General features: G+C 73.3%; 17 protein-coding genes and 1 pseudogene. 14 read left to right on the top strand and 4 right to left on the bottom strand.

All coding sequences use genetic code 11. The features are described 5' to 3' along the window. Window positions 1-77 precede the first annotated feature (77 nt). From AB0M46_RS26000 to AB0M46_RS25990, 3 genes are all read right to left on the bottom strand, one after another. Window positions 78-1124, bottom strand: coding sequence for a substrate-binding domain-containing protein (locus tag AB0M46_RS26000; RefSeq protein ID WP_363339858.1), 1047 nt, complete (start codon window positions 1122-1124; stop codon window positions 78-80). Between the two features lie 278 nt (window positions 1125-1402). After that, entirely contained in the window at window positions 1403-1870 is a 468-nt protein-coding gene (locus AB0M46_RS25995; RefSeq protein WP_363339856.1) for a hypothetical protein, read from the bottom strand. 323 nt (window positions 1871-2193) lie between these two features. Further along, entirely contained in the window at window positions 2194-3243 is a 1050-nt protein-coding gene (locus AB0M46_RS25990; RefSeq protein WP_363339854.1) for an NADPH:quinone reductase, read from the bottom strand. A gap of 98 nt (window positions 3244-3341) precedes the next feature. Between AB0M46_RS25990 and AB0M46_RS25985 the strand changes: the two genes are divergently transcribed. From AB0M46_RS25985 to AB0M46_RS25955, 7 genes and pseudogenes are all read left to right on the top strand, one after another. Then, window positions 3342-4199 carry a metallophosphoesterase gene (locus AB0M46_RS25985; RefSeq protein WP_363339852.1) on the top strand — a complete coding sequence of 286 codons (858 nt, stop codon included), beginning with the start codon at window positions 3342-3344 and terminating at the stop codon, window positions 4197-4199. 8 nt (window positions 4200-4207) lie between these two features. Further along, window positions 4208-4999, top strand: coding sequence for an FG-GAP-like repeat-containing protein (locus AB0M46_RS25980; protein WP_363339850.1), 792 nt, complete (start codon window positions 4208-4210; stop codon window positions 4997-4999). 257 nt (window positions 5000-5256) lie between these two features. Continuing rightward, window positions 5257-6027, top strand: coding sequence for an AfsR/SARP family transcriptional regulator (locus AB0M46_RS25975; RefSeq protein ID WP_363339848.1), 771 nt, complete (start codon window positions 5257-5259; stop codon window positions 6025-6027). A 79-nt stretch (window positions 6028-6106) separates the two neighbouring features. Beyond that, window positions 6107-7891, top strand: a pseudogene (locus AB0M46_RS25970) (HAD-IIIC family phosphatase); the annotation flags it as partial. Between the two features lie 93 nt (window positions 7892-7984). Continuing rightward, a complete protein-coding gene (locus AB0M46_RS25965; RefSeq protein ID WP_363339889.1) occupies window positions 7985-9412 on the top strand; it encodes a carboxyl transferase domain-containing protein in 1428 nt (475 codons plus the stop codon). A gap of 16 nt (window positions 9413-9428) precedes the next feature. Next, window positions 9429-12218 carry an AAA family ATPase gene (locus tag AB0M46_RS25960; RefSeq protein WP_363339846.1) on the top strand — a complete coding sequence of 930 codons (2790 nt, stop codon included), beginning with the start codon at window positions 9429-9431 and terminating at the stop codon, window positions 12216-12218. A 106-nt stretch (window positions 12219-12324) separates the two neighbouring features. Then, window positions 12325-13728 carry an AMP-binding protein gene (locus AB0M46_RS25955; RefSeq protein WP_363339844.1) on the top strand — a complete coding sequence of 468 codons (1404 nt, stop codon included), beginning with the start codon at window positions 12325-12327 and terminating at the stop codon, window positions 13726-13728. A gap of 254 nt (window positions 13729-13982) precedes the next feature. Here the strand turns inward: AB0M46_RS25955 and AB0M46_RS25950 are convergent, their stop codons facing one another. Next, window positions 13983-14753 carry an alpha/beta fold hydrolase gene (locus AB0M46_RS25950; RefSeq protein WP_363339842.1) on the bottom strand — a complete coding sequence of 257 codons (771 nt, stop codon included), beginning with the start codon at window positions 14751-14753 and terminating at the stop codon, window positions 13983-13985. Window positions 14754-14981: 228 nt separating this feature from the next. On the opposite strand from AB0M46_RS25950, the gene AB0M46_RS25945 reads away from it, so the two are divergent. The 7 genes from AB0M46_RS25945 (at window position 14982) to AB0M46_RS25915 (ending at window position 20044) form a co-directional block, all read left to right on the top strand. After that, entirely contained in the window at window positions 14982-15218 is a 237-nt protein-coding gene (locus tag AB0M46_RS25945) for a DUF5988 family protein (RefSeq protein ID WP_363339840.1), read from the top strand. Between the two features lie 64 nt (window positions 15219-15282). Further along, a complete protein-coding gene (locus tag AB0M46_RS25940) occupies window positions 15283-15504 on the top strand; it encodes an acyl carrier protein (RefSeq protein WP_344613119.1) in 222 nt (73 codons plus the stop codon). After that, complete coding sequence (locus AB0M46_RS25935; protein ID WP_363339838.1) at window positions 15501-16319, top strand: 2-oxo acid dehydrogenase subunit E2; 819 nt, start codon at window positions 15501-15503, stop codon at window positions 16317-16319. The genes AB0M46_RS25940 and AB0M46_RS25935 overlap by 4 nt, the downstream gene beginning before the upstream one ends. Next, the gene (locus AB0M46_RS25930; protein WP_363339836.1) at window positions 16316-17380 is read left to right on the top strand and encodes an alpha/beta hydrolase; all 1065 of its coding nucleotides are present in this window, start codon (window positions 16316-16318) and stop codon (window positions 17378-17380) included. Before AB0M46_RS25935 ends, AB0M46_RS25930 begins: the two co-directional genes overlap by 4 nt. Beyond that, entirely contained in the window at window positions 17377-18033 is a 657-nt protein-coding gene (locus tag AB0M46_RS25925) for a 4'-phosphopantetheinyl transferase superfamily protein (RefSeq protein ID WP_363339834.1), read from the top strand. The genes AB0M46_RS25930 and AB0M46_RS25925 overlap by 4 nt, the downstream gene beginning before the upstream one ends. A gap of 22 nt (window positions 18034-18055) precedes the next feature. Beyond that, window positions 18056-19411, top strand: coding sequence for a crotonyl-CoA carboxylase/reductase (ccrA, locus tag AB0M46_RS25920; protein ID WP_363339832.1), 1356 nt, complete (start codon window positions 18056-18058; stop codon window positions 19409-19411). 78 nt (window positions 19412-19489) lie between these two features. After that, the gene (locus AB0M46_RS25915) at window positions 19490-20044 is read left to right on the top strand and encodes a hypothetical protein (RefSeq protein ID WP_363339830.1); all 555 of its coding nucleotides are present in this window, start codon (window positions 19490-19492) and stop codon (window positions 20042-20044) included. Window positions 20045-20087 lie beyond the last annotated feature (43 nt).

Below are 20087 nucleotides of genomic sequence, written 5' to 3'. Positions count from 1 at the left end.
GGTGTGGAACCGGCCGGCGACGCCGGCCGGGGTTGCGATACGTGCGGTCGTGCCTGTTACTGGTGGTGCGACCGACGTCAGGCCGTGTGGCAGAGGCCGGCGTCGGCGTACTGGTAGGTGAAGCCGGCCGCGTCCTCGATCAGCGGCTGGGCGAGGAACGACTGCGACAGGAACCCGTTCGGGGCGAACAGGTCCTTGTTCCACTTCGTGTTGATCTCGCTCTGGCGCACGACGATGTACACGGGACGGGTCACGCTGAAGCCGCCCACCAGCTTCACCGGGTCGGTCGACGGAGCGGTGCCGCCGTTGAAGTAGCCGTTGTGGATCATGATCTGGCGGGCCGTCGAGAACGGCGCGATGGCGTTCGCGTTGCTCTGGACGGCGGCCGGGTCGTGCTCCTCGGCCCGGGTCACGTCGGCGCGGACCTGGGCCTCGCTCAGGCCGAGCTGCTGGATGAAGAACTGCTCGGTGCCCGAGGTCGACGGCGGCAGGACCGGCACGATCGGCGTGCTGGACGCGGCGGAGGGGCCGTTCCAGCCGGTGACCTGGCCCCAGGTGCGGATGGAGCCGGTCGCCGAGTAGATCTGGACCAGGTCGGCCTTGCTGATGCCGTTGGTGCCGGCGTTGCTCGCGGTCAGGTTCGACACGGCGATCTTCAGGCCGTCCAGCGCCATCTGGTAGCAGTGCAGGCCACCCCAGCCGTTGGCGACGGCCGCGTCGTCCTCGCCCTTCGACGGCGGGCGCGACATGCGGACGTACTGCACCTTGTGCGTCGCGCCCTTGTCGCTGTTGTTCAGGAAGCTGACGCCGCCGCCGGTGCCGTTGGGGCGGGTCACCGGCACGGTGCCGGCCCGCAGCACGACGGTCGCGCCGTTAGTCAGCTTGCCGCTGGCGTCGCCAGTCGCGTCGACGTTGATGACGCGGCCGCCGGAGGAGTTGTAGCCCGGGTTGCCCAGGTAGTCGCCGTCAGCCAGGAAGTTGGCGGCGTACTGGATGGTGTCCGAGCCAACGCCGACAACGTCCACGGCCTCGGGCGCGTGGTCAGCGTGCGCCGGGGTGGCCTGGGTGAGCATGAGGGCCGTGACCCCCAGGATCCCGAGGCCGGCCTTGCTGAGTCTTCTCATTCCGAGCCCTTCTGCTCTGCCTCACTGAAGCTGCGAGTTGCTGACATTCCGCCTTGCAGCCACGAATGGATGCGCAAGGGACGCTGGCAGGCTCGAACCAAATATCGGGAGTCGAATCATGAACGACGAATGAAGCATTTCCCGAGCACCTTCCGGGGCAGCCTGAATCGGCGCGGTCACCATTTCGGTCACCGCGCTGGCTGCATCATTCAGTTATTTGTTTCGGCTTTCCCCGGGCGACGCGCCATGCTTTCCCCGGGTGCCGCGCAGGCCTTTCCCTAGGCCACGCGCCAGGCCGGGTCGCGCCTCGCGGGCGCAGTCTCGGCGGGGCCCCGGGTCAGCCGTTCGACCGCCCGGGGCGCCTCGCGCAGCAGGCGGCGGCCGTCGGTCAGCAGCGCCGCCGGCAGCGCGGCCAGGAACCGCCCGACGTTGTACTGACACTCGCGGGCCCGCAGGTATGAGCGGTGCGAAACCGCGACCGGCGAACCGTCGATCTCGACCCGCCACACCCAGTGCCCGCTGGTCCCGAGCGCCGTCGAGACCGCGTTGAGCCGGTCGGCCGCGCGCACCACGCCGAGCACGGCCTCGCGGCACTGCGCCTCGGTGTCGAACGTGCGCTCCCCGCGGCCGAGGATCCGGTTGTTGGGCGAGCACAGCATCCATGCGGTCTGCTGTTGCCGGTCCGCAACAGACTCGTCATCGTCGGGTGTGACGATCGCCAGGAAAATGAACCGTGGCGGCAACATGTGGACATTCCTCCCCGAATGTTCCGTACCTACGCGCCGGGCAGCTGTGGCTCCTACCGGCGCGCAGGCCACCGTGCTGACAGTCGATTTCGGCGATGACGCGCCACGCGTTCCTGTACGCACGCCGGACATGCGGGAGATGAACATCAAGAAACGGCGAGTAATCCATTCAGCAGGAATGGCTGACCGAACAGGCGATACCCAGCGGTACCTTAAGTGTGTCTTAGGTCGGCGGGTGCCTGAATTCCACCTGAATGCCCGCTGCGAACGCACTGCGAGCCCGCCTTCGCGTCCATTGCGTGCGCGGGCGCTCCAGGGCGGACTCAGATGTCCGAGGCGACCTCGATGAGGACCTTGCCGACCGTGCCGGACTCGACGGCGGCGTGGGCGGCGGCGGTCTCCGACAGCGAGTAGACGTGCAGGGGGACGCCGGCTTCGGCGCCGAAGCGCAGTCCGCCGCCGGCCAGGGCGGCGTTGACGGCCGCGGCGCCGTCCGCGAGGGCTTCCGGGCGCACGGTGTACAGCAGGACGAACTGGTACCGCGTGTTGAGCACCATGTTGCGGCGCACGTCCAGGGCCAGCGGCCCGCCCCGCCCGTCGTTGGCGTAGACGGCGACGGTGCCGCCGGGGCGCAGCACGGCGAGGTCGAGCTCGGCGTTGTGGGCGGCGGCCACCTCCACGACGACGTCGGCGCCGCCGGGGAACGCGTCGCGGATCTGCTCGGCCGCGTCCGGGTCGGTGTAGCGGACCACCCGACCGGCGCCGGCGGCCCGGGCCAGCGCCGCCTTCTCCGGCCCGCTGACCGTGGCCACAACCGACGCCCCGGCCCAGACGGCGAGCTGGATCGCGGCGTTGCCGACCGCACCCGCGCCGCCGGCGACGAGCACGTTGACGCCGGCCAGCGCGCCCGGGGCGAGCCGCGCGGGGGCACCGTCGTGCACGGTGAGCGCGCGGTGGGCGGTCAGCGCGGGCACCCCGAGGCACGCGCCGGCCGCGAAGCCGACCCCGTCGGGCAACGGCACCGCGCGCTCGGCCGGCACGACGGTGTACTGCTGCGCGGTGCCGCTGCCGGGGCGCTGGTAGGCGGCGAGCATGAGCCACACCCGGTCGCCCTCGGCCAGGCCGCTCACCCCCGGGCCGACCGCGTCGACGACGCCGGCCCCGTCCTGGTTGGGCACCGCGCCGCCGGCGGGCACGTCCGAGGTGGCCGTGGCGCCGGTGCGCTGCTTCCAGTCGGTGGGGTTGACGCCGGAGACGGCCACGCGCACGCGGACCTCGCCCGGGCCGGGGTCGGTCACTTCGCGGGTGAGCTCCCGCAGCACCGATGCGTCGCCGAACTCGGTGTGCACGATCGCCCTGTTGGTCCGGGTCATGCCTCAACCCTACGCATTAGGGGTGCGTTACGGGTGTCCGGCCGCTCGGGACCCGGCATACGGTGACGGGACCGAGGGGCCGTTAGGGGGGCGTGCCGATGGCGTCCGGATCGCTGTACGCGGTGAGCGACCTGCACGTCGTGTACGCCGAGAATCGCCAGGTCGTCGAGGGGCTGCGGCCCGCCCGCGAGGACGACTGGCTCATCGTGGCCGGCGACGTCGGGGAGTTCTTCGCCGACATCGAGTGGGCGCTGACCCTGCTGCGGGACCGCTTCGCGCGGGTCATCTGGGCGCCCGGCAACCACGAGCTGTGGACGCCGCCCGACGACCCGGTGCAGCTGCGCGGGGTGGCCCGCTACGAGGCGCTGGTCGGGCTGTGCCGCCGGCTGGGCATCCTCACCCCCGAGGACGACTACGCGGTCTGGGACGGCGCCGGCGGGCCGGTGACGATCGCGCCGCTGTTCACGCTGTACGACTACTCGTTCCGCGTCCGCGGGGTGCACACCAAGGAGGAGTCGCTGCGCCGCGCGCACGCCGCCGGGGTGGTCTGCACCGACGAGATGCTGCTGCACGCCGACCCCTACGCGGGCGCCGACGACTGGTGCCGGGCGCGGGTCGAGCTGAGCGAGCGCCGGCTCGCCGCGTGCGACCCCGACCGGCCGACCGTGCTGGTGAACCACTACCCGCTCGTGCGCCAGCCGACCGACGTCCTGTACTACCCGGAGTTCGCCCAGTGGTGCGGCACCGAGCTGACCGCCGACTGGCACCTGCGCTTCCGGGCCGCGGCGGTGGTCTACGGCCACCTGCACATCCCCCGGACCACCTGGCACGACGGCGTGCGCTTCGAAGAGGTGTCGCTGGGTTACCCGCGCGAGTGGCGCCGGCGGGGGGTGCCGCGGCCGATGCGCGCGATCTTCCCTGCACTGGCCCGCGTCGAGTTTCCTCTGTTGCCTTAGGAGCCACCATGAGCCGGTCCGATCTCGTCGTGCGCAACTACTACACCGGCGAACTGCTGCACTTCCGTCACCGGGGCGCGCTCGACGGGCCGAAGACCTACGCCGAGGCGCTGCTGATCAGCGACCGGTTCGGGCCGCGGTCGGTGGAGTGGCTGGGCATCGGCGACTTCACCGGCGGCGGGGGCACCGACCTCGTCGCGGTGACGCCGGGCGGGCGGTGCGTGCTGTACCCGGGCGCGCCCGGCCCGGACGGCGGCCTCGTGCTGGACGGCCCGCTCGACCTGGGTTGCGACCTGTCCCGCGGGGCCTATCACTCGCTGGCCGTGGCCGACGTGGACGGCGACGGCCGGGTCGGCATCGTGGCCCGCCGGGCCGGCAGCCCCGTCGTCGACGTGCTGCGCACCGAGATCGTGGCCGGGCGGCCGCGGTTGCGGGCGCCCGAGGTGCTGGCCCAGGTGGCCCGCACCGACTACCTCATCGGCATGGCCGACGTGACCGGCGACGGCCGGCTCGACCTCGTCGTCAGCCGGGCCAACGGGCTGCTCGCGGCCTTCGAGGTCGGCCTTGCCGGGGACTCGCCGCGCTGGCACCCGGTCATCCAGGTGGCGGCCGGGCACCGGATCGTGGCGATCGCCGACGTGAGCGGCGACGGGCGGCCCGACATGCTGGCGGTGCGGGCGGACGGGACGCTGGTCGCTTACCCGCACGCCGGCGGCTTCCGGCCCGGGCACCCGCTGGCCACCTTCCTCTCCCCCGTGCCGCTCGGCGCGGGATGGGGAGAGTTCGACATCATCAACTGAATAACGTCAATTTCTTGTAAACATATAAGCGAATGATCATTCGGTGTGGCCCTCGGGCCCGCATCACTGCCGAACAGTGATTTTGTCCGATAGGGGAGCAGGGGTACGGGATAGGGGTTATCGGCGTAGGGGTGCCGTCGATAGGATCGAATCACACAATTCGTGAATTCGGAATCGGCAAACCTGAGACACAAAATGACACCGGGATTGCGATTCTGCGTGGGGCGAATACGGGGCGCACGGATCGGAGGCCGCATATGCGGTATGAAATTCTCGGGCCGTTACGGATAACCAACGACGAGGGCACCCGGTCGATAGCCGCTCGCAAGATCGAGGTACTGCTGGCCCTGCTGCTCATCCGCGCGAACCAGGTGGTGTCGACCGAGGAGGTCATCGCCGAGATCTGGGGCGGCTGCGCGCCGGACCGCGCGATCGCGGCGGTGCACGTGTACATCTCCAAGCTGCGCAAGCTGCTGGGCGTCGACCCGCAGGGCGACAGCCCGATCGTGACCCGGCCGCCAGGCTACGTGTTCCGGCTGGGCGCGGCCGGCTTCGACGTCAACGACCTGCAGGCGCTCATGCAGGAGGGCCGGACCCACCTGCGCGGCGGGCGGCACCGGCCGGCCGCGCACGCGTTCGGCGAGGCCCTGCGGCTGTGGCGCGGCCCGGTGCTCGGCGACGCGGTGAGCGGGCCGGTCACCACCAGCTTCGTGACGTGGCTGGAGGAGGCGCGGCTGGAGTGCATCGAGTCGCTCATCGACTCCCAGCTGCACCTGGGGCTGCACCGGGAGCTGGTCGGCTGGCTGTTCACGCTCATCGGGGAGTACCCGCTGCGCGAGACGTTCTATCGCCAGCTGATGCTCGGGCTGTGCCGCTCGGAGCGGCAGGCCGACGCCCTGCGGGTGTTCCACACCGCCCGCCGGACGCTCAACGAGGAATTGGGGCTGGAGCCCAGCCGGGCGTTGCAGCAACTGCACGCGGCAATCCTTCGGGCGGACGAGCGGCTTGAGGTCGACGCCGCCGCATAGCGGCGCAAGGCCGCCTTTAGAGGCGCGCGATACATCGATTACGGTATATCACTTGCCGGAGTAGAGGGTTCGAGAACCGATGACCACGCTCACGCGCGAAACCGGGAGCCCCGCCCAGGAGCCGGGATCCCTCCTACTCGACCTGCACCGCTCCGGCCGCCTCGCCGGGGAGTTCCCCCGCATCGGCCGGCTGCTCGACGGGCTGTCCACCGGCGAGCTGATACGCGCCGGCACCCTGCTGTCGCGGCTGAGCGCCGAGGACGTGCTGGCGCAACACCCAGGCCTGCCGGCGCTGACCGTCGCGGTGACCGGGCACGGGACCCTGGCCGGCCTGGTGCCGGCGCTCACCGCGCAGCTGGCCCGGCACGGCGTGCTGTGCCGGGCCGTCGCCGGGCAGTTCGACGGCTACGTGCTCGACCTGGCCGAGCCGGGCAGCGCGCTGTACGCGGCCGAGCCCGACGTCGTGCTGTGCGTGCTCGACCCGGCCGTCGTCTTCGACGAGGTGCCGGTGCCCTGGCGGGTCGAGGACGTGGAACGGGTCCTGGCCGAGAAGCTCGAGCTGCTGGCCGGGCTGGCCGCGACCTTCCAGCAGGCCCAGCGGGGAGTGCTGGTCCTCAACACGCTCCCGCTGCCCCGCGAGCTCACCGCGCAGCTGCTCGACCACCGGTCCCGCTCCCGGCTCGGCGCGGTCTGGCGGGAGGCCAACGCGCGGCTGCTGCGGCTGCCGGAGACCTTCCCGGGCCTGGTCGTGCTCGACCTCGACCCGCTGCTGAGCGGGCCGGTCGCGGTGAGCGAGCCGCGGCACCGGGTGTACGCCAAGGCGCACCTGTCGGCCGAGCTGCTGGTGGAGTACGCCCGCGAGGTCGGCCACCTGGCCCGGCACCTGGTCGGGCGGACCCGCAAGTGCCTGGCCCTGGACCTGGACAACACGACGTGGGGCGGCATCCTCGGCGAGGACGGCGCCGACGGCATCGAGGTGGCGGGCAGCTACCGGGGCGAGGCGTACAAGGCCTTCCAGCGGGTCGTCAAGCAGATCACGTCACAGGGTGTGCTGCTCGCCGCAGTGAGCAAGAACGATGCCTCCGAGGTACGGTCGGTGCTGAGCGGGCATCCCGACATGACACTGCGGGAGGAGGACTTCGTGCGGGTGGTGGCCAACTGGCGACCGAAGCACGAAAACCTGGCCGAGCTGGCCACGGACCTCAACATCGGCCTGGACAGCGTCGTCTTCGTCGACGACAGCTCCTATGAGTGCGGCCTGATCCGCCAGGAGCTCCCCCAGGTCGCGGTGGTGGCGGTCGACGAGGATCCGGCGACGCACGTGCTCAAGCTGGTCCGCGACGGGTGGTTCGACACCCGGGAGCTGACCGACGAGGACCGGGTCCGCACCGACCGGTACCGCGAGGAGCTCGCCCGCAAGGACTTCCTCGACGCCTTCGCCTCCCTCGACGAATACCTCGGCGCCCTGGGGCTGGAGGTCGACCTGCGCCCGATGGAGGAGGCCGACGTGGCCCGGGTGTCCCAGCTGACCCTGCGCACCAACCAGTTCCACCTCGCCGGGCAGCGCCTGCAGCCGGACGAGGTCCGCGCCCGGCTGGGCGACGCGGCCGCCCCGGTGCTCACCATCCGCTCCCGGGACCGCTTCGGCGACCACGGGCTGGTCGGCGCGATCATGACCCGCCGCGAGGGCGACCGGCTGCACATCGAGAACTTCCTGCTGAGCTGCCGGGTGTTCTCTCGCGGCATCGAGTCGAGCTGCCTGGCCGAGGTGCTGCGGTGGGCCCGCGACACCGGCGCGGCCGCGGTGACGGCGGACTACCGGGCGACCGCGCGCAACGGCAAGGTGGCCGACTTCTACCCGCGCAACGGCTTCGCGGCCGGCAGTCCCTTCCGGCACGACCTGGCCGCCATCCCCTCCCCCGCGGCGCACATCAGGCTGGCCGTGACGCTGCCGGCCATGGCGGTCAAGGAAGCCGTGGTCCAGCCGGAAGTCGCGGTCAGACCGAAGGCACCGGAGGCCCGGGACCGGCTGGAGCGGCTGCTCGACGAGGGGACGCTGACCGCGCTGCACGCCGACCCCGCCGAGGGCATCATCACCGCGCGAGGGCGCATCGACGGCGTGAAGGTGGTCGCGTACTGCACCGACGCCACCAAGCGCGGCGGCGCCATCGGCCACGCGGCCGCCGAGCACATCGTGGAGGCGATCGACGCGGCCGTGCGGGACCGCTGCCCGGTGGTGGGCCTGTGGCACTCGGCCGGCGCCAAGCTGACCGAGGGCATCCAGTCCATGGACGGCGTCGGCCGGATGTTCGCCGCGATGACCCGCGCCTCGGGCCGGGTGCCGCAGATCTCGGTCGTGCTCGGCCCGGCCGCCGGCGCCGCCGCCTACGGGCCCGCGCTCACCGACGTCGTCATCATGGCGCCGGCCGGGCGGCTCTTCATCACCGGCCCGGACGTCGTGCGCAGCGTCACCGGCGAGCAGATCGACATGGAGGGGCTCGGCGGCACCGAGGCGCACGGCCGTCGCTCGGGCGTGGCCCACATCGTGGCCGAGTCCGAGGACGACGCGCTGGGCCGGGCCCGGCGGCTGGTCGGGCTGTTGCAGCGGCCCGGCCACTTCGCGCTGGACGGGCTGCGGGAGCCGGTCGACCTCGCCGCGCTGCTGCCCGACCGGTCCCGCCGGGCCTACGACGTGCGCCCGCTGGTGCGGGCGATCCTGGACGGGCCGGACGAGTTCGAGGAGTTGCAGCCGAAGTGGGCCGCCGCCATGGTGACCGGCTTCGGCCGGCTCGGCGGGCGCACCGTCGGCGTGCTGGCCAACAACCCGCTGCGCCGGGGCGGCTGCCTGGACTCGCTGACCGCGGAGAAGGCGGCCCGGTTCGTGCGGATGAGCGACTCGTTCGGCGTGCCGCTGCTCGTTGTCGTGGACGTTCCGGGGTACCTCCCGGGCGTCAAGGAGGAGTGGGACGGCGTGGTCCGCCGGGGCGCCAAGCTGCTCTATGCCTTCGCCGAGTCGGTCGTGCCGCGGGTGACCCTGGTGACCCGCAAGTCCTACGGCGGCGCCTACATCGCCATGAACTCCCGGTCGCTGGGCGCGAGCGCGGTGCTGGCCTGGCCGCAGGCCGAGGTGGCCGTGATGGGCGCCGAGGCGGCCGTCCGGGTGCTGCACCGCAAGGCGCTGGCCGCGGCCGAGGGGCCGGCCCAGGCCGAGGTGCTGGCCCGGCTGATGGCCGAGCACGAGCGCACCTCGGGCGGCGTGGCCCGCGGCGTGGCGCTCGGCCTGGTCGACGAGGTGATCGATCCCGCCACCACCCGGCTGCGCGTCGCCGAGGCGCTCGCCGGCGCCCCGGCCGGCCGGGGTCACCACGGGAACATTCCGCTGTGACGGAGGCTTTGGTGCGATGACGTCGGCCCGTGCGGGGGTGGGCCTCCTCGTCGAACGCGAGGCGGAGCTGGCGGCGATGGCCGACCGGTTCGAGGAGGCGCTCGCCGGCCGGGGCCAGCTGGTGCTGGTCTCCGGCCCGGTGGGCAGTGGCAAGACCGCGCTGCTGCAGGCCTTCGCCGACCACGTGGTGGGGTCGAGGGCCCGGGTGCTGCGGGCGGTCGGCTCCCGCGCCGAGCGGACCCTGTCCCTCGGCGTGGTGGGCCAGCTGTTCCGGCACTGCGACCTGAGCCCGGAGGGCAGCGAGCGCGTGTCGCGGCTGCTCGACGACGGGGCCTTCTCCTCGATGATCAACGACGGGGACGGCGAGACCGGCGGCGAGGTCTCCGCGCACGTCCTGCAGGGCCTGTGCCTGGCCATGCTGCAGCTGGCCGAGCAGCACCCGCTCGTCGTGGTGCTCGACGACGTGCACTACGTCGACGGCGCCTCGCTGCAGTGGCTGTCGTACCTGGTGCGCAGGCTGCGCCAGGCCCGGGTGCTGGTGGTCTGCAACGAGGCCACCCGGCTGGTCCCGGTGCACCCGGCCTTCCACGCCGAGCTGCTGCACGAGCCGCGCACCACGCGGATCAGGCTGGGACCGCTGTCGCGGACCGGGGTACAGCAGGTGCTGGCCCCGACGCCGCGCACGGCCGCGACCCGCACGCTGGCCGCCGACTGCCACCGCATCACCGGCGGCAACCCGTCGCTGCTGCGCGGGCTGATCGCCGACTCGACCGGCGACCGCGGGGCCGCCCCCGGCCACCTGGTCGTCGGGGCCGGCTTCGCCCAGGCGTTGGTGATCTGCCTGTACCGCTGCGAATTCACCCTCCTGAAGGTGGCCCGCGCGCTGGCCGTGCTGGACGAGCCGGCCTCGATGCCGCTGCTGGGCCGGCTGGCCGACGTGGAGCCCGAGCTTGCCCAGCGGGCGGTCGAGGCGCTCAACGCGGCCGGCTTCCTCGACGACGGGCAGTTCCGCCACCCGGCCGCCCGGGCCGCGGTGCTCGACGGGATGGTGCCGGAGGAGCGCGCGGCCATGCACCTGCGGGCCGCGCGGCTGCTCAACAGCGACGCCGCCCCGGCCGTGGTGGTGGCCCGGCACCTGCTGCTCGCCGACTTCGTCGAGGACCCGTGGATCCCGCCGGTGCTGCACGAGGCGGCCGACCACGCCCTGGCCATCGGGGACGTGAACGCCGCGATCAGCTTCCTGCGCCTGGCCCACCAGATCGGCGGCGACGAGGCGCAGCGGGCGGTGAGCGAGGCCGCGCTCGCCCGGGCCGAGTGGCGGCTCAACCCGCAGCGCACCGCCCGGCACCTGACCGACCTGGCCGGCTACGTGCGGGCCGGGCACCTCACCGGGCGCGACGCGCTGAGCGTGGTCGACTGGCTGCTGTGGTTCGGGCGGGTGGACAAGGCCGTGGCGCTGCTCGACATCGTCGGGCGCAGCGCCGACCGGCTCGACGCCGAGTCGATCGAGGGCCTGAGCCTGTCCCGGCTGTGGACCGCCTGCGCCTACCCGGGCGCGGGCCGCACCGACGTCTGCCCGGCAACCGGCCCGGCGACCACCCGGCTGCAGGCCGGCTACCTGCTGGTCGAGGTGCTCACCCGCGGCCCGACGGCGCGCTGCGTGGCCGAGGCGGAGCAGATCCTGCACGGCAGCCGCCTCGACGAGCGCACCATCGGCCCGATCGGGGTGGCGCTGGCCGCGCTCGTCTACGGCGACCAGCTCGGCATGGCCGCGCAGCGCTGCGACGCGCTGCTGCACGAGGCCGAGGGGCGCCGGGCGCCGACCTGGCATGCGGTGCTGGCCGCCCTGCGGGCCGAGATCGCGCTGCGCCAGGGCGACCTGCGCGTCGCCGAGGACTACGCGCGGGCCGCCCTGGCCGTCATCCCGCCCAAGGCCTGGGGCGTGGCCATCGGGGCGCCGCTGTCGACGCTGCTGCACGCCTGCACCGCGATGGGCCGCTACGACGACGCCGTGACCCACCTGCGCATGCCGGTGCCCGATGCGCTGTTCCAGACCCCGATCGGGCTGCACTACCTGCAGGCCCGGGGCCGCTACTTCCGCACCACCGGCCGGCACTCGGCCGCCCTGGCCGACTTCCAGACCATCGGCGAGCTGATGACCGCCTGGGAGGCGGAGATTCCGGCCTTCGTACCGTGGTGGGGCGAGGCCGCCGAGACGCACCTGGCCCTCGGCCGCCCCCGCGAGGCCCACGACCTGATCGTGGAGCAGCTGCGCCGGCTCCAGCCGGGGCACGTGCGGACCCGGGCGATCTCGCTGCGCATCCTGGCCGCGACGGGCGACCCGCGCCGCACCGAGCTGCTGCAGCGGGCGGTGACCGCGCTGCAGTCCTGCGGGGACCGGCTCGAACTGGCCTACGCGCTCACCGACCTGAGCCAGGCCCAGCAGGACGACGGCAACCTCGGGCAGGCCCGGGTCACCCGGAGGCGGGCCCGGGAGCTGGCGAAGATGTGCGGGGCGTTCCTCGGCGGCCTGGACCCGGCGGCCGACCCGTTGGGCAGCGCCCCGCCGGCCCCGCCCACCCCCGTCGAGGAGACGGTGAGCGAACTCAGCGACGCCGAGCGGCGGGTGGCGGTGCTCGCCGCGCAGGGACACACCAACCGGCAGATCTCCGACAAGCTCTACGTCACCGTGAGCACCGTCGAGCAGCACCTGACCAGGGTGTACCGCAAGCTGAACATCAACAGCCGGGCCGACCTCCCGCTCCGGCTCAACTCCGACGTCGTCGGCTGGCCGCCCGGAGTGTAGCCAGGCGACTACACATTGACGGCATTCGCTGTAGAATCGCCCTATCTTCGGCGGAATTTGCCCGTTCCGCCCAGTACATGACGCCGGGTAGCCCTAGGAGACGCGAGTGCCTGCCCTACTCTCCGGCCTCCTCGGAGCAGGCGACGACCGACCCGACGCCGTCCGGGTCGTGGATCGGCAAATGTCCCGCGAGCAGCTGCTGCTGTGCGCGACCGCCGTGGCCGACGAGATCCGGGGCGCCGACATGGTGGCCATCGACGCCACGCCCAGCATCGAGTCGGTGGTGGCCGTGGTGGCGGCGCTCATCGCCGGGGTGACGGCCGTGCCCGTGCCGGCCGAGGCCGACCTCCGCCAGCGCCAGCACATCCTCGGCGACTCCGGGGCCCGGATGCTGCTGTCCACCCGGGCCGAGCCGATCGACCCCCGCATCCCGGCGGTCGCCGTCGATCTGCGCCGCCGCTCGGCCTGCAGCCACCCCGAGCCGCCAGCGTCCGGCCCCGCGCTGGTGCTCTACACCGGCGGCACCACCGGCGTGCCCAAGGGCGTGGTCATCTCCCGGGCGGCGCTCGCCGCCGAGATGGACGCGCTGGCCGACGCGTGGGCCTGGACGGCCGGCGACGTGGTCGTGCACGGGCTGTCGCTGGCCCGGCTGCAGGGCCTCGTGGCGGGGCTGCTCGGCCCGCTGCGGGTGGGCTGCCGCCTGCGCCACACCGGCCGGCCCGGCTCGAAGCACTACGCGGCCGCCGACGGCACCATGTACCTCGGCCTGCCCCAGATCTGGACGCAGATCTGCGCCGACCCGGCCTCGGCCCGCGCCCTTCGCGGCGCCCGGCTGCTGGTGTCCGCCGACGCGGCCCTGCCGGTCACCGTCTTCAACCGGCTGGCCGCGCTGACCGGGCACCGGCCGGTGGAGGCCTACGGCATGACCGAGACGCTGGTGACCGTCGGCGGGCGGGCGCTGGGCGAGCGGCGGCCGGGGTTCGCCGGCACCCCGCTGCGGGGCGTGCAGACCCGCCTCGCGGCCGAGGACGGCACCACGATCCCATGCGACGACCAGACCATCGGGGAGCTGTGCGTGCGCGGGCCGATGCTGTTCGGGGGGTACCTCAACCGCCCGCCCGGCGACCCCGCCTACACGGCCGACGGGTGGTTCCGCACCGGCGACGCGGCGAGCATCGGGCCGGACGGCTGGCACCGCATCGTGGGGCGGGTGCCGACCGACATCATCCTCACCGCCGGAGGGCTGCGCATCGGCGCCGGCGAGGTGGAGGACACCCTGCTGGCCCACCCGGCGGTGCGGGAGGCGGCGGTGGTGGGGGTGCCGCACCGCGACGGGGGTGCGCGGGTGATCGCCTACGTGTGCGCCGAGGGGGTCGGGCCGCAGGAGCTCATCGACTTCGTGGCGCGGATGCTGGCCCCGCAGAAGCGGCCCAGCCAGGTGCGCATCGTGCCGGACCTGCCGCGCAACGCGATGGGCAAGGTGCAGAAGCACCTGCTGCGGGGCCGCTGAGCCTGCGCGCCCGGCCCTCCGGCCTTCCCGGGCCTCACACGAGCGGCGATCTTCCGGTCCTCACACGCGGCCAGCGACCGGCTGGCCGGCTTTCCCGGGCCTCACACCGCGGCCGACGCCCTGCACGACCGGCTCGCCGACCTTCCCGGGCCTCGCATGCGGCCAGCGCCCCGCGCCCGGCTCGCCGGCTTTCCCGGGCCGCGCGGGACGGCCGGCGCCCTGCGCGCGGGCTGCCCCGCCGCGGGCCGGCCTCCTCAGGCTTTGCTCGCCGCCGCGGCCGTCAGGTCCTCGCGGATCAGCTGGATGAGCCGGGAGCTCTGGTCGACCAGGTAGAAGTGGCCGCCGGGAAACACGCGCAGGTCGAACGGGCCGGCGGTGTGGTCGGCCCAGGCCCGCGCCTCGGCGGCGGAGACCCTCGGGTCGCGGTCGCCGATGATGGCGGTGACCGGGCACGACAGCGCCTGGCCGGGCGTGTGCCGGTACGTCTCGATCGCCCGGTAGTCGTTGCGGATCGCCGGCATGATCATGGCGAGCGTGTCGGGGTCGTCGAGCAGCTCGCCGCCGGTGCCGTCCAGCTGGCGCAGCTCGGCGACGATGCTCTGCTCGCCCTGCTGGTGCAGGGACTCCTCGCGGTACCGCGACGGCGCCCGCCGCCCCGAGGCGTAGAGGCGCAGCAGCGGCGCCCCGCCGGCCGCCTCGAAGCGCAGCGCCACCTCGTAGGCGAGCACCGCGCCCATGCTGTGCCCGAAGAAGGCGGTCGGCCGGTCGAGCAGCCCTTCGAGCGCGTCGAACGCGGCGTCGGCCAGGCGGGCGATGCTGTCGATGTTCGGCTCGGCCCGCCGGTCCTGGCGCCCGGGGTACTGCAGCGCGAAGACGTCGATCGCGGGCGCCATCCGGGCCGAGACCGGGACGAAGAAGCTCGCCGAGCCGCCGGCGTGCGCGAAGCACACCAGCCGGACGGCCGCGCCGGGCGCCGGGTGGAACCGGCGGATCCAGGTCTGCTGGGCGCTGGTCAGCTGGGTCATGACGTCGGCGTTCCTTTCCGCGGGCGGTGATACCTAGCATCGCCTCGGCGCGCGCGCCGGCATACCCGGGAACGGCCCCTATCAACGGTGGTTAGGGGGCCGCTAAGGGTTGGCCGCCCCCTGGGCTGTGCATAACGTCACAGCTGCCGAGGGTGCCGCCGCCACCGCGGTCGGCCGCGCCACGGGCGAACCCAAGCCGCTGTCATGCCCCGCAGAGGAGGCCATGCGATGGTTCACGTCCCCGATCTCGACAACGACCCGGTGGAGCTCGTCGAGGCGATCCTGGAGGGCGGCCCGGCGCATTTCCCGGCCGAGCTGCGCGCCCGCCAGGTCCCGCACACCGACGAGAAGATCAAGGTGCCGCACCTCAACGGCTACGAGCACTTCGAACGCGACCCGGCCGCCCGTCCGGTGGACGTGCCGATCGTCTTCCGCTGGACCGGCCGCACCCGCGTCGCGGAGTAAGCGCCGCTTAAGCGGACCGGTCGATGGTGGGCGCCGGTACCCCTACCCCGGAAGGGACAAGCTGGTGGACGTTGACGACTTCGTCGGCCTGCTCCGCGACGAGCTGAGCCTGGAGGTGTCCCGCGCGGACCTCGGGCGCCGGCTCGACGAGCTGCCCGGATGGGACTCCGTCCACCTGCTGTGGCTGCTGACCATCCTCGAGCAGCGCATCGGCCGGCCCATCTCCCTGCCGGAGCTGCTGGAGGCGCAGAGCCTGCAGGAGCTGCACGAGCGAGCGGCGGCATGAGCGGTCCGGAGCGCAGCGGAGGGGCCGCGAACAACGGGCACAGCGTCGCCCCGCTCGCCCCGCAGCGCCGGCACACCCTGTTCTTCCTGGAGCAGGCCCGCGCGATCGCGCCGGTCTTCCTCGACACCGAGGTCGACATGGCCCGCGTGGTCGCGCACCGGGCCGCCGGCCGGGCGGCGGGCCGGCCCGTCTCCCCCGTGACCTACCTGCTCTACTGCGCCGCCCGGGTGCTGGCCGCACATCCCGAGGCCAACGCCGCGATCGGCGGCGGCCGGCGCCCGAAGGTGGCCCGCTACGAGCGGGTGGCCGGCAAGGTCACCTTCGACAAGACCCTCGACGGGCGCCGCGTCGTGCTGACCACGGTCCTGCCCGGCCTGGACACCGCCCCGCTGGAGGACATCCAGCGGCGGCTGGAGCACTTCCGCGACGGCGATCCGGCGACGATGCCGGAGCTTGCCAAGGTGCGCGCCCTGCACCGGATGCCGATCTGGCTGGGCCGGCTGGCCGCGCGGATGGCCAACCGAACGCTCCGCCGCCGGGCCGAGCTGATGGGCACGTTCGCGGTCACCTCGCTCGGGCACCGCCCGGTGGACTCGTTCCACTCCGTCGGCGGCACCACCGTGACGCTCGGCATGGGGCGGATCCTCGACCGCCCGGTGGCCCGCGACGGCGTGGTGCTCATCGCCCCGACGATGCGGCTCAGCCTGGCCTTCGACCACCGTGTCATCGACGGCGCCGAGGCGGCCGACGTCCTGGCCGGCATCAAGGAGTCGCTGGAGGCGTTCGCGCCCGTCGAGGCGGGCGTCGCCGCATGAACGACGTCGCCGAGCTCAAGGAGTTCGCCGTCACCCACGCCCGCGCCCAGAACATCGCCGGCTACCGGGACGTGCTCGCCCGCGTCGACAACGACGAGGACGGCGCCGAGGGCTCGTGGGCGATCGAGTGGACGCGGGCCGGCGCCGCGCTGGAGGAACGGGGCAAGCACCTGGAGGCCGCCCAGTGCTACAACATGGGCCGCTTCCCGTTCGTCGACGGCCCCGCCCGTTCCGACGCGCTGCGGCGGTGCGTGGCCGCCTTCGACCGGTGGCGCGGGCCGGGCATCGAGCGGATCGCGGTCGACGGCGGGCAGGTGCGCGGCTGGGCAGCCGGGCTGTCGGCCGCCAAGCCGCGCCCGCTGCTGCTGATCACCGGCGGCATCGTGAGCATCAAGGAGCAGTGGGCGCCGATCCTCTCCGCGGTGACGCGCCTCGGCATGGCCGGCGTGGTCACCGAGATGCCGGGCGTCGGGGAGAACTCGTTGCCGTACACCCCGGACAGCTGGCGCATGCTGAGCACCGTCCTCGACGCGGTGGCCGGCCGGGCCGACGTGTCGCGGACGTATGCGCTCGCCCTGAGCTTCAGCGGCCACCTCGCCATGCGCTGCGCCCTGGACGACCCGCGCATCCGCGCCGTCGTGACCGCCGGCGCGCCGGTGCGCGGCTTCTTCACCGACCGCGCCTGGCTGCGCACGGTCCCCCGGCTCACCATGGACACCCTGGCCCACCTGACCCGCACCGGGCGCGACGACGTCGCCGGGCAGCTGGACAAGTGGGCCCTCACCGATGAGCAGCTGCGGGCGCTGGAGATTCCGGTGTACTACATGAAGAGCGCCCGCGACGAGATCATCCCGCCCGCCGAGGCCGAACTGGTCCGCTCCCGGGTCCGTGAGGCGCATCTTCTGGAACACGACGACACCCACGGCTCCCCCGGCCACATCACCGAGACCCGGCTGTGGTCGGTCTGGGCGGTGCTGCACGCGCGGCGGGCGCTCCCGGCGCAGCGGTTGGCCCTGGGCGCCGCGCTGCGCCTGCTGCGGGCCCGCCCCCCGCGCCGATGACCCCGCTGCGGGACCTCGTGCCGGAGTCGGTAACGGTCCGGGAGACGGCGGCGGACCTCGCCGAACCGCTGCTCCCGCAGGAGGAGCCGTTCGTCGCGCGGGCCGTCGGCAAGCGGCGCCGCGAGTTCACCACCGTGCGGGCCTGCGCACGATCGGCCCTGGCCCACCTGGGCGTGGCGCCGGTGCCCATCCTGCCGGGTGAGCGCGGCGCGCCCGGCTGGCCGCCCGGGATCGTCGGCAGCATGACCCACTGCGACGGGTACCGCGCGGCCGCCGTCGCCCGGCGCCGCGACATCCGCTCGATCGGCATCGACGCGGAGCCGAACGCGCCGCTGCCCGCCGGCGTGCTCGAGTCCGTGGGCCGGCCGGCCGAGCGCGAGATGGTCCGCCGGCTCGCCACCGACGCACCGGCGACGCACTGGGACCGGCTGCTGTTCAGCGCCAAGGAGTCCGTCTACAAGGCCTGGTTCCCGCTGACCGGCGCGTGGCTGGGCTTCGAGGACGCCGAGATCCTCATCGACCCCGCGGGGCGGACGTTCACCGCCCGGCTGCTGGTGCCTTGGCCGGTGGACACCCCGCCGCTGCACCGGCTGGACGGCCGCTGGGCGAGCCGCGACGGGCTCGTGATCAGCGCAATCGTGGTGCCGGCCTGAGGCCGCGGAAAGGGTGCCGACAATGCAGGAGATTCGCGACGCGATCCTCGCCGACCGGGGCGGGGAGCTGGCCGGGATGCCGGTCCCCGAGACGTACCGCGGCATGGCCGTGCTCGCCGCAGAGCAGGAGATGTTCGCCGGCATGCGCACGCGCGACAAGGACCCGCGCAAGTCCCTGCGCATGGTCGAGGCGCGCACGCCGGAGGTCGGGCCGGGTGAGGCGCTCGTCGCCGTGATGGCCTCGGCCATCAACTACAACACGGTGTGGACGTCCATCTTCGAGCCCGTCTCGACGTTCTCCTTCCTGCGCCGGTACGGCAGAACCTCGCCCCTCGCCGCCCGGCACGACCTGCCGTACCACGTCGTCGGCTCCGACCTCGCCGGCGTGGTGCTGCGCACCGGGCCGGGCGTGCACCTGTGGAAGCCCGGGCAGGAGGTGGTCGCCCACTGCCTCTCGGTGGAGCTGGAGGACCCGGCCGGGCACGACGACACCCTGCTGGACCCGCAGCAGCGCATCTGGGGGTACGAGACCAATTTCGGCGGCCTGGCCGAGCTCGCGCTGGTGAAGACCAACCAGCTGATGCCCAAGCCCGCGCACCTGTCGTGGGAGGAGGCGGCCGCGCCCGGGCTGGTCAACTCGACCGCCTACCGGCAGCTGGTCTCCAAGAACGGGGCCCGCATGAAGCAGGGCGACCACATCCTGATCTGGGGCGCCAGCGGCGGCCTCGGCTCGTACGCCACCCAGCTCGCGCTCAACGGCGGCGCCGTACCGATCTGCGTGGTCTCCTCCCCCGCGAAGGCCGAGCTGTGCCGCCGGATGGGCGCCGAGCTCGTCATCGACCGCACCGCCGGGGACCTGCGCTTCTGGGAGGACGAGCACACCCCGAGCGTGGCCGGATGGCGCCGCCTCGGGCAGGCCATCCGCGAGCTCACCGGCGGCCACGACCCGGACATCGTCTTCGAGCACCCGGGCCGGGACACGTTCGGCGCCAGCGTCTACGTGGCCCGCCGCGGCGGCACCGTCGTCACCTGCGCCTCCACCACCGGCTACCAGCACCACTTCGACAACCGGTACCTGTGGATGCACGTCAAGCGGATCATCGGCTCGCACTTCGCCAACTACGCCGAGGCGGCCGCGGCCAACCGGCTCATCGCGCGGGGGGCGATCCATCCGACGCTGTCGCGCACGTACCCGCTCGCGGAGGCCGGCCAGGCCGCGCACGACGTGCACCAGAACCGCCACCAGGGCAAGGTCGGCGTGCTGTGCCTGGCGCCGCGGGAGGGCCTGGGCGTGCGCGACCCGCAGCTGCGCGCCCGCCACCTTTCCCGCATCAACCGTTTCCGCTCCGACGCCTCCGCGGCGCAAGGGTCGCTTTAGCGGGCTGGCCAAGCATGACCTTCCAGGGTCGCGCCGGCCGTTCGGGCCGGTACGACCCCGACCAGAAGGGAAGGCCTTATGCGCCTCGGCAAACCGAGCCGCCCGCTCGCCCTGTCCGCCGCCGTGGTGACCGTCAGCGTGATCGGTGGCGTCGCCTTCGCCGCCTCTTCCGCCGAGGCGACGGCTCCAGGTGCCGGACACGGCAAGTACGGCTGCACGACCATCGACCTCTTCGAGCGCACCGACAAGCACGACGCCAACAAGCCCCTGCCGGACCCGCGTAACGTCCCGGTCGGCCTGCAGCTGACCTACTTCGACTCGGTCTACGACCCGTCCGGCACGACGAAGGTCGGCGACGCGGCCGGGGTCAACAGCATGGTCGAGAAGCGGGCGTCGGACGGGCACATCATCCAGTACGTCACGCAGCAGTACACCTTCGCCGACGGCAGCCTCGTCGCGTCCGGGTCGATGGACCGCAGCGACGTCATCGGCCAGAAGTGGGTCGGCACCCCGGTTTACGGCACCGCCGGCCGTTACCTGGGCCTCGCCGGCACGTGGACGTGGCGCCTGGTCGACCTGACCGACCCGACGGCGCCGGCCGTCGTCAAGTTCACCCTCTGCGGACGCATGTAGTTCCTTTCGTGACCGTGGGCGTTCGCCGCGGCACGTTGCAGCG

Source organism: Dactylosporangium sp. NPDC051485 (genome assembly GCF_040682015.1).
Taxonomy (GTDB): Bacteria; Actinomycetota; Actinomycetes; order Mycobacteriales; family Micromonosporaceae; genus Dactylosporangium.
The sequence above is the reverse complement of the archived record's forward strand: the minus strand, read 5'-3'. Positions and strand labels throughout refer to the sequence as shown.

Excerpts from the sequence above, each read along its gene's own strand:
- AB0M46_RS25945 (WP_363339840.1), top strand. The coding sequence starts at position 14,982 with ATGGTTCACGTCCCCGATCTCGACAACGACCCGGTGGAGCTCGTCGAG.
- AB0M46_RS25965 (WP_363339889.1), top strand. The coding sequence starts at position 7,985 with ATGGCGGTCAAGGAAGCCGTGGTCCAGCCGGAAGTCGCGGTCAGACCG.
- AB0M46_RS25930 (WP_363339836.1), top strand. The coding sequence starts at position 16,316 with ATGAACGACGTCGCCGAGCTCAAGGAGTTCGCCGTCACCCACGCCCGC.
- AB0M46_RS25975 (WP_363339848.1), top strand. The coding sequence starts at position 5,257 with ATGCGGTATGAAATTCTCGGGCCGTTACGGATAACCAACGACGAGGGC.
- AB0M46_RS25990 (WP_363339854.1), bottom strand. The coding sequence starts at position 3,243 with ATGACCCGGACCAACAGGGCGATCGTGCACACCGAGTTCGGCGACGCA.
- AB0M46_RS25960 (WP_363339846.1), top strand. The coding sequence starts at position 9,429 with ATGACGTCGGCCCGTGCGGGGGTGGGCCTCCTCGTCGAACGCGAGGCG.
- ccrA (WP_363339832.1), top strand. The coding sequence starts at position 18,056 with ATGCAGGAGATTCGCGACGCGATCCTCGCCGACCGGGGCGGGGAGCTG.
- AB0M46_RS25950 (WP_363339842.1), bottom strand. The coding sequence starts at position 14,753 with ATGACCCAGCTGACCAGCGCCCAGCAGACCTGGATCCGCCGGTTCCAC.
- AB0M46_RS25980 (WP_363339850.1), top strand. The coding sequence starts at position 4,208 with ATGAGCCGGTCCGATCTCGTCGTGCGCAACTACTACACCGGCGAACTG.
- AB0M46_RS26000 (WP_363339858.1), bottom strand. The coding sequence starts at position 1,124 with ATGAGAAGACTCAGCAAGGCCGGCCTCGGGATCCTGGGGGTCACGGCC.
- AB0M46_RS25915 (WP_363339830.1), top strand. The coding sequence starts at position 19,490 with ATGCGCCTCGGCAAACCGAGCCGCCCGCTCGCCCTGTCCGCCGCCGTG.
- AB0M46_RS25935 (WP_363339838.1), top strand. The coding sequence starts at position 15,501 with ATGAGCGGTCCGGAGCGCAGCGGAGGGGCCGCGAACAACGGGCACAGC.
- AB0M46_RS25925 (WP_363339834.1), top strand. The coding sequence starts at position 17,377 with ATGACCCCGCTGCGGGACCTCGTGCCGGAGTCGGTAACGGTCCGGGAG.
- AB0M46_RS25995 (WP_363339856.1), bottom strand. The coding sequence starts at position 1,870 with ATGTTGCCGCCACGGTTCATTTTCCTGGCGATCGTCACACCCGACGAT.
- AB0M46_RS25985 (WP_363339852.1), top strand. The coding sequence starts at position 3,342 with ATGGCGTCCGGATCGCTGTACGCGGTGAGCGACCTGCACGTCGTGTAC.